Raw genomic sequence first — 15,092 nt, forward strand, 5'->3', positions numbered from 1 at the left:
AACACTGTCCGTGCGGCTAATCCGTTTTCGGCTTCGGCGCCCGTTTTGCTTTTGGCTTGGATGCAGCTTTCGGCTTTGACTCCGCTTTTGCCGCGGCGGCTTTCCTGGCCGGGGCGGATTTTGTGTTGCCGGCGCCCGAGCTGCTGGCTGCTTTGGCTGTTGGCCTCGCCTTAGCCGTCTGAGCTTTGTTGGTTTGAGTCTTTGCTGGCTTAGCTGTTGCAGCTTGTGTACCAGCCTGCCGAGCCTCGCCGCCTGAACCGGACCCCAGAATATCCAACGCCACCTGTGAATGATAGAAGCTTTCCAGCCGGCGTCTGAGTATCTGCTCCAGGTATCCCCGGCGGCGCAATTCGTCAAACAGCGGCGGGGCAAACGCCTCGACTTCGGTCTCAACCATCGCCTGGGTCACGCCCATATCCTCAAGCAGTGCCTGCAACGGCTCATCGCCGTACTTGTCGAACAGGTGCGCCACCACGGCCTCGTAGCAGCCCTTGAAGTACCCGGTCTTGCGGAAGCTTTGCCAGAATTCGTAACCCAGGACGACGAACTCCTGCAATTCCAGCTCGCCGACGTTCTCCTGCAGTTCTGCCAGGGTGCGATCTTCAAAGATCGACCACACGGCCATCACCGTGTCCTTGATCTCATCATCCGTCAGCGCGCCATTGATATAGAGCTGGCTCTGGCGCACGAGGAAGGGCAGGGAACGACCGATATAGGCTTTGAGGTTTTTTTCCAGTGTCACATCCAGGCCCGGAACGGCCTTGTTGAACATGCGCTTGCCCAGCTTCATGGTGGCCGCAATACCGGGCACATTTTTGCTGAACATGTTTTCTTCGTAGATGTAGTTGACCACGCCGTGGTAAACCAGCTCGGCCACAAGCTCCTGATAAAGCGGGTGCTCAATCAGGTGTTCGACCAGGCGCTCACGCTGGTGTCGCAGTGTCAGCGCCTCGTCGACGAACTCGCCAACCTGGGCAGCGGAGATCAGGTCCCGCAGCCGGGTCTTTTTCTGCACCGGCGCGGCCCGGACCTTCTGCGCCATTTCCCCGGCCAGCTCGGGGATGCCGCCGTGGATTTCCAGGTCAACCACGTTGCGTTTGATCACTGCATTGATCTGCTCGGGCGAGACCATGTCGCGCAGGGTGGCTTTCTCGCACAGCTTGAATATCTCACCTATTTCACCCCGAAGATCAGCCAGCAGGCGTTCTCCGCTCAGCGCCCCGAGCTCATGCTGAACATGTCGCTCCAGCAACTGGTCCGCCAGCGTGGCAGCAGTTTTGTCCATAACAGATCCTTTTTTGGTCAGCAGCGGCCCGGTCGAGCCCAGTTCGGGCAGGTTATCACGCCCGGCGCAAACCAGACTGGGGCTCAGCCCTCAACCGTGATGATCTTCAAGCTATTGGTGCCGCCCTGGGCATTGGAGAAATCGCCCTTGGTCAGAATGACCAGTTCGCCCGGCTTGACCGCGCCCCGGCGGAGCAACTCCTCGACCGCCCTGTCATTCACCAGCTCGTTGGGGTGGTCCGCCGCGTCGAAGGGAACGGTCTGTACCCCGCGAAACAGGGCGACCCGGTGCTGGGTCGTGTGGCGCGGCGAAAAGGCAAAGATCGGCAGGCTCGACTTGATTCGCGACATCATCAGCGGCGTCGCGCCGGTCTCAGTCAGGCAGATGATAGCCGTCACGTTGTCCAGATGGTTGGCCGCATACATGGCCGACAGGGCAATGGCCTCGTCTACGTGCTCCATATGCTCGTGGATGCGATGTTGCGATGTATGGGTCGACGGATGCTGCTCAGCCCCCATGCAGATTCGAACCATGGCCTCCACGGCTTCAACGGGATAGTCGCCAACAGCGGTCTCGGCGGAAAGCATGACGGCGTCGGTGTAGTCGAACACAGCGTTGGCCACATCAGAGACTTCAGCCCGGGTTGGCATGGGATTCTGGATCATCGACTCCATCATCTGGGTGGCGGTGATGACGACCCGGTTGAGCGCCCGCGCGCGGGCGATAATATGTTTCTGGACGCCGACCAGGGCGGCGTCGCCGATTTCCACGGCAAGGTCGCCCCGGGCCACCATGACCGCATCCGAGGCCTCGATCACGGCGTCCAGCGCAGCGTCATCGTCGGCCAGCTCGGCCCGTTCGATTTTCGCCACCAGTCGGGCTTGGGAGCCGGCTTCCCGCAGCAGGGCGCGGGCCGTGTGCATGTCCTCGGCGGTGCGTACGAACGAGACCGCGACATAGTCGGCGCCCAGCGCCGCAGCGGTTTTGATGTCCTCCCGGTCCTTGTCGGTCAGGGCCGGCGCCGAAAGGCCGCCCCCGCGCTTGTTCAGGCCCTTGTTATCGGAAAGCGGGCCGCCGATGAGTACACGGGTCGTGACGGACCGCTGGTCGACTTCGGTCACCTTGAGTTCAATGCGGCCATCGTCCAGTACCAGGGTGTCGCCCACCGATACGTCAGCTATGAGCTGCTCGTAATCGATGCCCACCCGCTGAGTGTCCCCGGCCTCCTTGTCCATGGACGCGTCCAGGATGAACGTCTCGCCTTTGCTGAGCATGACTTTATGCTCGGTGAACCGGGCGATACGCAGTTTGGGGCCTTGCAGGTCTGCCAGCAGCGCTACGAAACGCCCCTGGGCCGCAGCAGTGTCGCGAACCCTCCGGGCGTTTTCCTGGTGCTGTTCGGCACTACCGTGGGAGAAGTTCAGGCGGGCCACATCGAGGCCTGCGCGTATAAGCGCGTCGAGCCGTTCGGGGGAGGTGGAGGCAGGTCCTAGTGTGGCAACAATCTTGGTGCGCCTGAGCATTCAGCGGTCCTTTACTGTGAGGGAGGGAAGCTCTATTAGGAACCTTCTCCGACGTGAGTGTCAAAACGACGTTAGTCTCGCCAGATGGCAATAAACCTTATACGTCACCTGTGACAGAATTCAGACAGAGGGCTGGCCGATACCACCGTTCCAAGACATCGCCCGCTGTTCAGGCATAGACTGTCTGAGAGATGTTGAGCTATCGGGCCCGCCATGCAGCAGCGCTTCATCAGCCGGGTCGCCAGACCGATCAGCCCGAGGAGAAACCGATGCACCCGACCATTGAGAAAGTCACGCAACGCATCATCGAGCGCAGCCGTCCCACCCGCGAGGCCTACCTGGCACGCATGGCGGACCTGCGCGAGCAGGGACCCCTGCGTGGGACGCTGTCGTGCGGCAACCTGGCCCACGGCTTTGCCGCCTGTGGCCAGGCCGATAAAGACACGCTGAAGCTGGTGAACAAAGCCAATATCGCTATCGTGTCGGCGTATAACGACATGCTTTCCGCGCATCAGCCCTACCATGACTTTCCCGACGTCATTCGCAAGGCCGCCCATGGCATGGGCTCGGTCGCCCAATTCGCGGGCGGCACACCGGCCATGTGCGACGGCGTAACCCAGGGCCAGCCGGGGATGGAAATCGGTCTGTTTTCGCGGGATGTGATCGCCATGAGCACGGCGGTCGCTCTCAGCCATAACATGTTCGACGGCATGTTGCTGCTGGGCATCTGCGACAAGATCGTACCGGGGCTGCTGATTGGCGGGCTGAGTTTCGGCCACCTGCCGGGTATCCTCGTGCCCGCCGGTCCCATGCCTTCGGGCATGCCCAACAAGGAGAAGCAGCGCATCCGGCAGCTGTATGCCGAGGGCAAGGTGGGCAAAGATGAACTGCTGGAAGCCGAAAGCCAGTCCTACCACAGCCCTGGCACCTGCACCTTCTACGGCACCGCCAACAGCAATCAGATGCTAGTGGAAGTCATGGGCTTGCACATGCCGGGAGCCGCGTTTATCCACCCGGGTACGCCCTTGCGCGACGCCTTGACGGCGGCAGCCACGGAGCAGGTAATCCGACTGTCCCAGCCCAACGGCGGCACTCAGGGTATGGCGCACGTGGTGGCGGAGAAGAATATCGTCAACGCCCTGGTGGCGCTGCTGGTTACGGGCGGCTCCACCAACCACACCATCCACTGGGTTGCCATTGCCCGCGCGGCGGGCATCATCCTCAACTGGGACGACTATGCCGAGCTTTCGGCCGCGGTACCGTCGATGACGCGGATCTACCCCAACGGCCAGGCCGATATCAACGCCTTCCACGACGCCGGCGGCACCGGCTTCCTCATACGCGAACTGCTGGAGGCGGGCCTGCTTCACAACGACGTTGAGACAGTCATGGGCCATGGACTCGAGCGCTATACCCGTATGCCAGCCATGGACGGGGCCAAGCTGGTCTGGGCCGAGCCGAGCCGGGAAAGCGGTGATGCCGATGTGCTTTCCACGGCCGATGCGCCGTTCGCGCCTGACGGCGGCCTCAAGGTGCTGGAAGGCAACCTGGGCCGTGGCGTGATCAAGGTTTCGGCGGTTGAGAAGGAACACCAGCAGATCGAGGCCCCGGCGGTCGTCTTTGAGGCCCAGAACGAGGTCGGACCTGCGTTTGAGGCGGGTGAGTTGGACCGGGACTGCGTTATCGTCGTGCGCTTCCAGGGCCCCCGGGCCAATGGCATGCCTGAACTGCACAAGCTCACGCCGTATCTGGGCGTTCTGCAGGACAAGGGTTTCAAGGTCGCCTTGGTGACGGACGGGCGAATGTCGGGCGCCTCCGGCAAGTTCCCCGCGGCGATTCACGTCTATCCCGAAGCAGTCAGCGGTGGGGTCATCGGCCGTATCCAGAACGGCGATATTATTCACCTCGATGCTGTTCGTGGCGAACTCAGCGTCAAGCTCAGCGATGCAGAGCTGGCGCAGCGAACCCCGGTTACCGTTGACCTCAGCCCCAACCACCACGGCTATGGACGCGAGATGTTTGGCTGGATGCGCCGGGCGGCGAGTAATCCCGAAGAGGGCGCCTGCTACTTCTGGAACCATGAGGCATGAGGACCGGCGACAAAGAGCGAAAGTCTGAAAGCATGGCGGCAACCGGGACAGGACCCGATACAGGACCCATGGCTGGATCCCAAACAACTAATGAGCCACCCGTTCTGGTCGGAGATATCGGCGGCACCAACGCCCGTTTTGCGTTGGCCTACCCGGGCCGGGCCGGGCTGCATCACCTTGAGACCTTGCAGTGCGCCGACTACGACAATCTGGATGCGGCCGCCACTGCCTATCTTGCTCGGACAGGTCAGCCAAAGGTTGACGACGTCTGCCTGGCGGTGGCATCGCCCATCCAGGGCACGCGGGTGGAGATGACCAACAACCACTGGCGGTTCGATACGGCTGAGGTTGCCCACGCGATGGGCTGGCGCCAGTTCCGGGTGCTCAATGACTTCCTGGCACTGGCCCTGGGCATGCCGCAGGTTGCTCCGGAGAAACTGGTGAAGGTCTGCGGCGGCGCAGGAGATCCGAATCGGGCGAGGCTGGTCATTGGCCCCGGCACGGGCCTGGGCGTGGCCGGACTGGTGCCCCACCAGGGCAGCTGGATTGCCCTGCCGTCCCAGGGGGGACACGTGGAGTTCGCGCCCCGGGACGGCCGGGAGCTGGCGATCCTGCAGATCCTGCAAGGACAGTTCGGTCGGGTTTCGGCGGAACGTATTTTGTGCGGGGCCGGGCTGGTCAACCTCTACCGTGCGCACGCGCAGATAGAGGGCGTCAACGCATTATTCGAAAGCCCGGGCGACATCCTGCAGGCCGCTCTTGCCTCGACAGACCCGCTCGCCCGAAAAACCCTGGAGCACTTCAGCGAAATCATGGGCCGGGTGGCCGGCGACGCGGCGCTGACAATGGGTTCGCTCGGGGGGGTCTATCTTTGTGGGGGAATTATTCCGCGCTTCGTCGACTTCTTCTGTCAGAGCGGCTTTCAAAAGGCCTTTGAAGACAAAGGCCGAATGCGCAAGCTGATGGAGCAGACGCCGGTGCATATCGTTACAGAGCCCTACGCCGGCCTGTTGGGTGCGGCTGAGGCATTGCGCATGGTGGACGCCATTAAGGGCTAGAGTCCCGCTCAGCCACTGGCCGCGGGAACAACAGGTCGCATGGGCTACTAGCTTTGTTCCGGTAGCGCGCTTTGCGACGCCTCATCGGCATCACCCGCCCAGCTGTCCTCAACCGGCGGGTCGCTGTCATCCGACGCCTCGAGCTCGGCCTGATCCAGCAGCTTTCTTGGCAGCTCCTTCTTGATCCGCACGCCGAGGCTCTTGAACTGGTGGGCCTGGCTGATGAGGTTGCCTTTGCCGTGATTGAGGGTGGTCATGGCCCGGTCATAGGTGCCGTGCAGCGTATTGATCTGGTCGCCCAGACGTTCCATGTGCTCCAGGAAGACCCGCAGCTTGTCGTACACGGCCCCGGCTTTTTCCGCGACCTTGCGTGCATTCTGGCTCTGGCGCTCGTACCGCCAGATGTTCTCGATAGTGCGCAGGGTGGCGAGCAGGGTAGTGGGCGTGACGATGACCACCTTCTGGTCGAAGGCTTCCGCAAACAGGTTTTCGTCGTGCTGGAAGGCGGCGATAAAGGCGGGCTCGATGGGCATGAACAGCAGCACGAAATCGGGCGAGTTGATGCCCTTGAGCTGGCTGTAGTCCTTCGCGCTCAGATCCCGGATATGCTTGCGCACCGCATCCACATGGTCCCGCAGGGAACGCAGGCGGCCTTCTTCATCCTCCGCCGTGACGTAGCCCTGGTAGGCCACAAGTGAAACCTTGGCATCGACTATGACGTTGCGCTGATCGGGCAGGTGGACGACCACATCAGGGCGCCAGAGCTGGTGGTCCTCATCCCGATAGCTGGCCTGGGTATCGTACTCGGTGCCCTTGCGCAGGCCAGAGCGTTCCAGCACCTTTTCCAGGATCAGCTCGCCCCAGTTGCCCTGGATCTTCTTGTCGCCGCGCAGGGCCTTGGTGAGGCTGGCGGCTTCTTCAGTAATCTGTCGGTTGAGGTCCTTGAGGGAGTCGATTTCCGAGCGTAGCGCCTGGCGGTCCCGCGTCTCGCTGTTGTGGACGTCATCAACACGTTTGCGAAAATCGGACAGCTGGTCGCGAAAGGGCACCAGCAGTTCCTGCAGGTTGCTGCGGTTCTGCTCGCTGAACTTCTCGCTTTTCTGTTCGAAGATGCGGTTAGCCAGCAACTCGAACTCCTGCTTCAGCGCATCCCGGTTGCGCTCCAGTAGTGTCAGTTTTTCCCGCGTGGTTTCCCGCTCGGCATCAAGGGTGACCTGTAGTTCGCTCTGACGAAGCTCGCGCTGATGCAGGGCCTGCTCCGCGGTCGCAAGGTCACGGCGTAGCGCGGCGAGCTCCTGGGTCAGCTCGCTGTGGCGTTTTTCGCGCTCGTCCCGTTCCGCTTCCAGCCGAGCCAGCATGGCGGCTTTGTGCTCCGCGTCCTGGCGCCAGCGCTCGCGGCCGCTGTCCAGGCTTTCAACATCGCTTTCAAGGCGATCTATCTGCTGCTGCAAAGCCTGCTGTTGCTGCTCCGACCACTGCAGATCCTGGGACTGCTCCGCCAGAAGACGCTGGGAACGGCGGAGGCCTGGCAGCAGCAGGGCCAGCATCAGCAAAATCGCAACCAGGGCTGCACCACCGACGTGCATCCAGAACTGGGGATCGTTGTACATTGGCTGGTCCATCTCACTCGATCTCATTCGAAAATCAAAAAATTCTGAATCTCAATCAACAGTTTAGCAGTTTAAAACTCGACCGGGCGTTGCTCTTTACAGGCTCTGTACAGGGGATGGGTATGGATACTGTTGAGATAAGTTTGCGGCATGGTCCTCAGCTTACGACTTTGGTCGACCAAGGCCCAAGAACGCGTGCTACATTTTATCGGTGGCTGTTAGAGTAGGATCGGTAGGCAATATAAACAATAAAAGCCTCGGGAACTCTCGTAAGTATTCTCGTCGTTACTTTCGTCGGTATTCTTGTCGATGTTCTTGTCGATGTTTTTGTCGATAGACCCGTGGGCATTCTGTGGCGTATTTCTTTGGAGGGCGCAGTCCGGTGTTCAAGGCACTCTGGCCAAAAAGAGCGAGTTCGAATGCGTCCAGCGCATCAACGCATGTTGAGGCCGACCGAACCGGCACGAACGCGATGGTCAGCATGCTGTCTCATACCAGCGCCTATCACCTGGAACGTCTGGAAAAACTGATCGACCTGCGGTTCGAGAAAACCTTCGGCGATCTCGACGACGACAGCCTCCGCAATCTGATTGCGTTTGCGTCCCGGGTTCAGGATGCTGATATCCAGCGTGAGCTTCTGCTTTTCTACCTCAATTGCCCACCTTCTATTCAAAGCTCCCTGCGCCACAGCGATATTGTCAGTGAAGATCACGTCCTGCGCCGCGCGCCGGATGCCTGGTCCTGAGTTTCGGTTACGTGTCCTGATACAAGCGTGCGAAAGCACTGCCCCAGGCCGCGATGCGTTTAACGGGAAAGATGGAGTACTCGATGAAAAACAGCCTCGACAGACATTTCCTCGACTCGGACCACCTTGACGTTTTGCTCCTCGACAAGAGCCTCCACGCTCATGACCCTGCCGACGGTCGGCCAGATGACGATTCGCCGATCGAAACCATCATCGTCGACTGATGACTGATGACTGATGACTGATGACTGATGACTGATGACTGATGACTGATGACTGTGACGGACTGGCGGTATCTTTTGGATAGCGCGGGCCAGGAAACGCTTTGCTCAGGCTGCGACATTTGCCTTAATCTGTCGATCACTGCACTCTTGTAGAACGGTTCCAGGAGCATTAACGATGAATCGACGTGTTGCAGGTATGGTCGCGGGTCTGTCAGCTGGTGTAATGTCGGCTGGTTTATTAACCGTGCCGATGATTACGCCGGCTGTGGTAGTGGGCGTGGCTGGCGCCGCCGGCCTTGCCTTTACGACGAGCGCCGTGGCTGCGCCGCTGGCACCGGAGCACGAGGTTCGCCGGCTCACCATGGCGGCCAGGCAGGCCATCCAGGATTCCCGGTGGGATGAAGCCTCGCAGCACCTGACCCGCCTCCAGCATCTCAAAGCCGAGAAGCCGCCGGAATACCACTTCTACCGCGGCCGGGTGATGCTCCACGGCAATCAACTGAACGAAGCCCGGTCGGCGCTGGAAAGCTATGTTGCCGAAGCCGGCAAAGAGGGCGAGCACTACGATCAGGCGCTGCAGCTTATCACTCAGATTGAATCCCAGCGGGACGTGCGGGCAACCGCCAACGAAGGGCAGGCGCCCGTCGCCATGATCGAACCGGCCCAGCGGATCGACGTAGAGGCCTTGCAGCGGCTCTACCTGGAAGACAAACCCAGCGATGCCCTTGCTGCACACGTGAACAGCCTGCTCAGCACCAATGCCTGGCAGCCCGGCCCTGTGTTCCGGGAAAAACCCGAAGAGACCATCGAATACCGCATCACAACCGAATCAAACGGTAGCCTGCAGATACGCGAGACCGAGCGTCGGCCTGGCCAGGGCCCGACAGTTCGCACCCGGACCTTCCCCGTGTTCGGCATCAACCCGATCATTTCCTACGACTGCTACGAATCTGACGGCAGCTGCTGGCTGTTTGACCCCAGGGATGAGTCGCGCTGGCTGCGGCTGGCCAACCGTCCCGCCGCCGCAGAAGAAGTCTCCCAGGTCCTTGGCGAGCTGATGCGCCAGTTACAGAAAGGCGGCTCGTAGCCGCAGCCCGCAATACACTTCCCAGTAAAACGCCCTGGCGCGTGGTCACGCGCAAGGGTTTAAGCCCCCAGGTGACCTGGCGTTCGACTGCGACCTTCGGTACGGCGGCCTCGCCAGAATCCATCGATTGTTTCAGTTGCCCACTCCCTGCCTTTTGTAACGGGCCTCCGTTGCCTTTTGTAACACCCCGTGGCTCAAGGCCGGTCTGCTCCCATATGCGATTTTTCGCATAAGCATGGTCTGCAAACTCATCTCTTCTTTTTATTTCAGCTATTTAAAGCGGAATCCGGGGCCGTTCCCGGCCGGTTGGTACGACCACAAGTGGGCTATTTGACAATTATTTGGCGTTTTTCTGTTGCAATTATTGACCGAATCTCAACATTGTTCGGCGCGCCTTTTGGCTATGATTTCCTCATAGTCAATTAAGTGGTGCAAAATCATGTCAAAAACCGCCAAAAGATTGTTAAAGCAGGGACTGGTAACACTGCCACTGGTAGCGCTGCTCTCTGGTTGTATTGATGGTCTTCCCGATGGCGCCGGTGGCAATGCTCTTGTAGACAGCGGCACGGTTGAAGTTAGCGGCGGCGCGGTCAAAGGTGTGATCCAGCAGGGTATCGTAAAAGCCCATCGTCTGGTGCTCAACGAGCAGGGCGTCTACGTGGCCGACAGCTCTATCAGCGAGACAGTCAGAACCAATGCTAACGGCGGCTTCAAGCTGAAACTGAAAGGCGGCGCAGAGGGTTGGGCCCTGGTTGAGCTTGCTGCTGACGCCAGCACAACCATGAAGTGCGACGTAATGCCGGGCTGTACCGTGGGCAGCCGCATGGTTCCTTTCGGCGAAGCGTTTGCCCTTGATTCCGGCTTCACCCTGCGCGGCGCGGTTGACCTGTCACGGGGCGAAGTCTTCCTGACGCCGCTCTCACACCTTGCCGTAAGCCTGGCCGAACAGAAGAAAGGCGGCCTGACCAGTGAGTCTATCACCACAGCCTACGACGACGTTGAGCAGATGTTCGGCCTGACCGCTGGCAGCCTTCAGGTGGCACCGCCTGACCTTACCAACCTCGGCTCCGGCACGACCCTGACAGAAAACCAGCTCCAATTGGCGATTGTCAACGCTGCATTTCTGGCAGTCGTCAACGATAACGCCGACTGGACCACCATTACCGAAGTGCTGGAAGACATGAGTGGCCAGATCACCAAGCCGATCGGCTTGAGCGGCCAGCGCAACGACCTATGGGTCGGCGAACTCATCGGCACCGCAGCGGATCAGTCTACCCAGGTACGGACCAAGTATTCCGATTCAGCGGCCCTTATTGGCAAGTTTGATAAAGTGGCTGAGCACAACAATGACTACTTCGACGCGATCCTGGCCGCCGACGGCGTCAGCGGTAACATCGACTTCGATCAGCGTCTCGCCGACACCGTCACGCCCCCGAAAGGCCTCAACGGCAACAAGCCTAACAAGGTCGTGACCGAAGTGCCCCAGGAGGTAGTCACCGAAGTACCCGAAGTCATTACCGAGGCGCCAAAGAGTGACGACAACGTGGCTGGCGACGACACCAACGCCGCACCCGAAATCGCCGCCAATGCCGCCTTACTGAGCTGGGGCGCGCCCATGCAGCGGGAAGACGGCACCAGCCTCTACCCCGGCGACATCGCCGGCTACGAACTGCGCTACGGCCGCACGGCTGAAGAACTGGGCCAGTTTGTCGAGACCGTGGAAGGCACCGTGACCAGCAAGCTGATCTCAGGACTGGAAGCGGGCACCTGGATGTTTGAGATCCGCACGATTGATACGGACGAGAATGTCAGCCGCTGGTCGGCTTCGGTGAGTAAGACTGTGAACATCTAAGAATGTAGGTTTGAAGTCCCCGTTGGCCCGGCAATTTGCCGGGCTTTTTTTTGGTGCGTCTCGGTTAGGCAGGATGCTGATGATGGGCCGGCTCCTCATCCTGACTTCGTCGGTTCTGCCTCGCTAGCCAGTGGCTCCGAGTCCAGTGTCGGTGCTTCGCTTCATCCCGCCTGCTTCATCATTAAATCCGTAGGTTTGGTCTTGGCCGCATACCCGAAGATCAAACTCTTCCCCGGCCGGTGCCCGTCCGAGGGCCCACGCATGCAGTGTTATTAAGTGCGCGGATCACAGAGGTCAAATGACGACGTAGAAGTCATTCGCTAGCTGGGCTAAGCTGTTGTTTTGGTGACTGTATAAGGCGAAGTGCTTTGGGCAGACAAGCACAATAACGAAGCGGTCGCGTTTCCGCGATGATGAAGCGCGCTATCTAATCACTGTTAGCGAGAGATTGGCTTCACCCTTCATTGCGGGAGACTGTGGGTAAAACTATGAGAAAACCAAGAATATTTATCGCATCTTCGGCTGAAAGTCTCGATGTAGCGGATGCATTCAACGTCAATCTCGATCATCAAGCAGAAGTAACAGTCTGGAAACACGGTTTTGCGCTATCGCAATCGACCATCGAATCGCTTGTCCAAATGGCCGATACGGTGGATTTTGCGATATTCATTTTTACGCCCGACGATGTTGCCCAGATTCGGGAAAAGGAAAGGCAGGTTACTCGCGACAACGTTGTCTATGAACTCGGCTTATTCACTGGAACACTTGGCAAAGATAGATGCTTCATCGTCAAACCAAGGGATACTGACCTTCACTTGCCTACTGACTTGCTCGGACTCACTGCGGCAGATTATGAGGGAAATCGGTCTGACAAGAACTTAGAAGCAGCTGTAAATCATCCAAGCGTCCTGATAAAGAAACGTGTCGCAGAACTAGGCTTGGTCTCCCAAGATCTTGATGTTCAGAAAAAGGTTCGACGGAAAGTTGGATACAAATATAAGGTCGGAGAGGCGGAGCACCTCATCCTTACAAAAGTATTGGAGTCATATGCTCGATCGCCCGAGGGCGTTGCGGCGCATATGGTATTTAATGAAATTGGCGGAGTCAGCGACGGACACCTTAGTCTTGCGCTCATCAAACTGGAGAGGCTTGGCTATTTAGATAAGAGTATCGTCGAAGACGGAAACTATGAGTACTACGGCTTCTCGATCACCGCTGATGGCATTGATTATCTGTTAGAAAACGAGGATTCACTGCCAAAAACGGATTCTGATTCGCGCCCTACCCAAGTCCCGGTGGATGATTTTGACGACGATATTCCATTTTAAACAAGGCGCTAACCAGCGGCTGCACAGCGACCGATTTTCCACCGCTTCGCGGCTCCAAACCGGCGCGTGAGCCTGGCGTTAGGCAACAAAGCAAGCCAAGAAAAGAAGACATATGTGGCCCCAAAAAATTAAAGAAGATGCACTAGTTGCTTGTGGGAGACGCTGCTGTGTCTGTCATATGTTCGGTGGGCGTAACATAGAGCTTCATCACATCGTGATGGAGTCCAAGGGCGGTGGTTCTACCTTCGATAATTGCGTACCACTTTGCTTCAATTGCCACGCTGAAGCGGGGCATTACAATAGCGAACACCCCAAAGGCACCAAGTACTCATCAGCAGAGCTTCGAAAGCATCGAGACCGCTGGTTTCAGGTTGTGCGAGAGCTCGAGTTTTTAGAGGGTAGATGGGAAGAAAGTGAGAACAAGCAGATTGAAGAGGTTTACGAAGATCAGGTCGTAACGTTAAAGGGGTTTGTCTGGCGAGAAGCATTTCCCGGCCCTCCAAATTACGACTCTTTTGAAACCGATCGAATCGAAACTTATTGGATGCTAGTTATTTCAAAGCCAATTTGCCTATTCTCTAATAGTTTTGAGACTGAAGAGACGATAAAAATCGAGGATATTAAAAAGCTACAGTTGTGTGTTGATTCTGAATTCTACTGCTCCAACAGACAAATCGTCCGCACAAATGTGGAGCTAACGGGAAAGCTCTTCATGTCTATCTCAGGTCATCATCATGGCGATGCAAACTTTGATATTCGAGGCCTGCATGCCTAACAATGGCAGGCACGGCGACGCCAATTACATTGCGCCTTCGGCTCCATTACATGGCGCGCATACTGCAAGCGTTATACGTTAAAGGAACCTCGTGCCTAGTATCGAAGCAGAGAATTTTTCAGAACGAATGAGAGCTGCCGTCTCCCTTAGCTGGGTGATGTTCTCTAGAAAAGTAGGAAACGGACTGATTCCGATAAACAAAGAAGCATCGATGCAGCTTCAATATGCTTACGTCCTGCAGCAGCTTATTCCGTTAATAACTTTCCATGATGACGAAAAGTTTGAAATAGAGCTTGAATCTGGAGTTAGGGCAAACGGCCGCAGTCGTGAAATTGATCTTCTTTTCCGTGGGCAGATTGGAAATCAAAACCACGTCATAGCGGTTGAAATGAAATGTTATCGTACCTTTGCGGCATCTGGGGGCAAGCGTGGCGCGACTGATATTTTTATGAAAGGTGTGTATGAAGATCTACACCTTCTTGAGCAATACATATCAGAAGGTGTCGCTCAAGAAGGCGTCGCGTTGGTTATGAGCGATATGGAAAGGCTTGTTCAGCCCTCAAGCAAAGATTCGAAATGCTGGGACTATGATATTTCACACGGCGCATCATTTGGTCCAATTCAGCTCACTACGCCAATTGGTGGCAGGGAAGTAAATATTAATCTTTCTCGGAAATATTCCTTAGACTGGATCAATTACGGTAGCTTTTGGTTCTTAGAGGCACAAGGTGAAAACGTATAACAATCACAGGCACAGCGACGGCTTTTTCAGTGCGGCTGCGCCTCCATTACGAAGCCGCGCGTGCTGCAAGCGTTAGAGTGATAAATAAATTCAGAGGAAATGCCAAAATCGCACAGCGGGCGGTAGAGCAGATTGCCCAGCGTGCGGCGGCTACAGCAGCTACAGATCATATCCATCGTCATCATACCCATCATATGGCGCCAGGAGAAAACCGGGACAGATCTATTTTTTGAGCGGTTCGTCCAAAAAAGTGCGGGAGAGTGGGGTACTCCCTCAAGAGGAGCTAAACCAGCTCCTTCGAAAAAACAGAGCAAGTTACCTCGTTCCGCAGTCGTAGGAAATATTTTAAATGAATCAGATCACGATAAGGCTCTTTCTTACGTTGTTGGGTTGCTTTCTCCTGTTTGCCTTGAGCCAATTCATCGGATGGCCCGCTATTGTTTTTTTCGTTGCTTACATTGCTTATATGAACGTAAATATCTATTCCCTACGTTGCCCGGTATGCAACACCAAACTTATGACCGGTACAAGCGAGATGTTCCGCAAGCAGTATGGTCGGATGTTTAAACTGATCCGGAGTAAATGTCCCGACTGCGGGGCGGACATAAGGGCATGAATCAAAAAATTATGTAACACTATGTGGACACCCACCTGAAACTCCCCCGCCGCGAACGTCGGTGTAGACGCAGTACCGGCTTCTGATCTGGTGCCGGGAGCACGATTCAGGTGCCAGCAAAGTGTGTATAGACATACTCGTAACCAATGGCAGCCGC

Annotated in this window: 12 protein-coding genes; 9 read left to right on the plus strand and 3 right to left on the minus strand. The window is 57.4% G+C overall.

The window, feature by feature from the left end; translation table 11 throughout:
- Positions 1-16: 16 nt before the first annotated feature.
- Positions 17-1,285, minus strand: a complete 1,269-nt coding sequence (locus soil367_RS05565) for a hypothetical protein (RefSeq protein ID WP_216642779.1) — start codon at positions 1,283-1,285, stop codon at positions 17-19.
- 83 nt (positions 1,286-1,368) lie between these two features.
- The gene (pyk, locus tag soil367_RS05570) at positions 1,369-2,808 is read right to left on the minus strand and encodes a pyruvate kinase (protein ID WP_136547730.1); all 1,440 of its coding nucleotides are present in this window, start codon (positions 2,806-2,808) and stop codon (positions 1,369-1,371) included.
- Between the two features lie 269 nt (positions 2,809-3,077).
- On the opposite strand from pyk, the gene edd reads away from it, so the two are divergent.
- Together edd and glk are read left to right on the plus strand one after the other, a co-directional pair.
- Positions 3,078-4,898, plus strand: coding sequence for a phosphogluconate dehydratase (gene edd, locus soil367_RS05575; RefSeq protein ID WP_136547732.1), 1,821 nt, complete (start codon positions 3,078-3,080; stop codon positions 4,896-4,898).
- 68 nt (positions 4,899-4,966) lie between these two features.
- Positions 4,967-5,956, plus strand: a complete 990-nt coding sequence (gene glk, locus soil367_RS05580; RefSeq protein ID WP_136547734.1) for a glucokinase — start codon at positions 4,967-4,969, stop codon at positions 5,954-5,956.
- A gap of 47 nt (positions 5,957-6,003) precedes the next feature.
- On the opposite strand, the gene soil367_RS05585 is transcribed toward glk, so the two are convergent.
- The gene (locus soil367_RS05585) at positions 6,004-7,578 is read right to left on the minus strand and encodes a DNA recombination protein RmuC (RefSeq protein WP_246065545.1); all 1,575 of its coding nucleotides are present in this window, start codon (positions 7,576-7,578) and stop codon (positions 6,004-6,006) included.
- Positions 7,579-8,047: 469 nt separating this feature from the next.
- Here soil367_RS05585 and soil367_RS05590 point away from each other — a divergent pair, with 469 nt between their 5' ends.
- The 7 genes from soil367_RS05590 to soil367_RS05615 all read left to right on the plus strand — a co-directional run bounded on the left by soil367_RS05590 (position 8,048) and on the right by soil367_RS05615 (position 14,319).
- Positions 8,048-8,311: a hypothetical protein gene (locus tag soil367_RS05590; protein ID WP_136547736.1), complete on the plus strand. Its 264-nt coding sequence runs from the start codon at positions 8,048-8,050 to the stop codon at positions 8,309-8,311.
- A gap of 83 nt (positions 8,312-8,394) precedes the next feature.
- Positions 8,395-8,535, plus strand: a complete 141-nt coding sequence (locus soil367_RS18800) for a hypothetical protein (protein WP_172962278.1) — start codon at positions 8,395-8,397, stop codon at positions 8,533-8,535.
- A gap of 175 nt (positions 8,536-8,710) precedes the next feature.
- Positions 8,711-9,622, plus strand: coding sequence for a hypothetical protein (locus tag soil367_RS05595; protein ID WP_136547737.1), 912 nt, complete (start codon positions 8,711-8,713; stop codon positions 9,620-9,622).
- A 439-nt stretch (positions 9,623-10,061) separates the two neighbouring features.
- Complete coding sequence (locus soil367_RS05600) at positions 10,062-11,474, plus strand: fibronectin type III domain-containing protein (RefSeq protein WP_136547739.1); 1,413 nt, start codon at positions 10,062-10,064, stop codon at positions 11,472-11,474.
- Between the two features lie 488 nt (positions 11,475-11,962).
- Entirely contained in the window at positions 11,963-12,802 is an 840-nt protein-coding gene (locus tag soil367_RS05605) for a TIR domain-containing protein (RefSeq protein WP_136547741.1), read from the plus strand.
- 112 nt (positions 12,803-12,914) lie between these two features.
- The gene (locus soil367_RS05610; RefSeq protein WP_136547743.1) at positions 12,915-13,577 is read left to right on the plus strand and encodes an HNH endonuclease; all 663 of its coding nucleotides are present in this window, start codon (positions 12,915-12,917) and stop codon (positions 13,575-13,577) included.
- 91 nt (positions 13,578-13,668) lie between these two features.
- Entirely contained in the window at positions 13,669-14,319 is a 651-nt protein-coding gene (locus tag soil367_RS05615; protein WP_172962279.1) for a hypothetical protein, read from the plus strand.
- Positions 14,320-15,092 lie beyond the last annotated feature (773 nt).

Origin of the sequence: Hydrocarboniclastica marina (genome assembly GCF_004851605.1) — a bacterium.
In the GTDB taxonomy this organism is placed as follows: domain Bacteria; phylum Pseudomonadota; class Gammaproteobacteria; order Pseudomonadales; family Oleiphilaceae; genus Hydrocarboniclastica; species Hydrocarboniclastica marina.

Excerpts from the sequence above, each read along its gene's own strand:
- soil367_RS05565 (WP_216642779.1), bottom strand. The coding sequence starts at position 1,285 with ATGGACAAAACTGCTGCCACGCTGGCGGACCAGTTGCTGGAGCGACAT.
- pyk (WP_136547730.1), bottom strand. The coding sequence starts at position 2,808 with ATGCTCAGGCGCACCAAGATTGTTGCCACACTAGGACCTGCCTCCACC.
- edd (WP_136547732.1), top strand. The coding sequence starts at position 3,078 with ATGCACCCGACCATTGAGAAAGTCACGCAACGCATCATCGAGCGCAGC.
- glk (WP_136547734.1), top strand. The coding sequence starts at position 4,967 with ATGGCTGGATCCCAAACAACTAATGAGCCACCCGTTCTGGTCGGAGAT.
- soil367_RS05585 (WP_246065545.1), bottom strand. The coding sequence starts at position 7,578 with ATGGACCAGCCAATGTACAACGATCCCCAGTTCTGGATGCACGTCGGT.
- soil367_RS05590 (WP_136547736.1), top strand. The coding sequence starts at position 8,048 with ATGCTGTCTCATACCAGCGCCTATCACCTGGAACGTCTGGAAAAACTG.
- soil367_RS18800 (WP_172962278.1), top strand. The coding sequence starts at position 8,395 with ATGAAAAACAGCCTCGACAGACATTTCCTCGACTCGGACCACCTTGAC.
- soil367_RS05595 (WP_136547737.1), top strand. The coding sequence starts at position 8,711 with ATGAATCGACGTGTTGCAGGTATGGTCGCGGGTCTGTCAGCTGGTGTA.
- soil367_RS05600 (WP_136547739.1), top strand. The coding sequence starts at position 10,062 with ATGTCAAAAACCGCCAAAAGATTGTTAAAGCAGGGACTGGTAACACTG.
- soil367_RS05605 (WP_136547741.1), top strand. The coding sequence starts at position 11,963 with ATGAGAAAACCAAGAATATTTATCGCATCTTCGGCTGAAAGTCTCGAT.
- soil367_RS05610 (WP_136547743.1), top strand. The coding sequence starts at position 12,915 with ATGTGGCCCCAAAAAATTAAAGAAGATGCACTAGTTGCTTGTGGGAGA.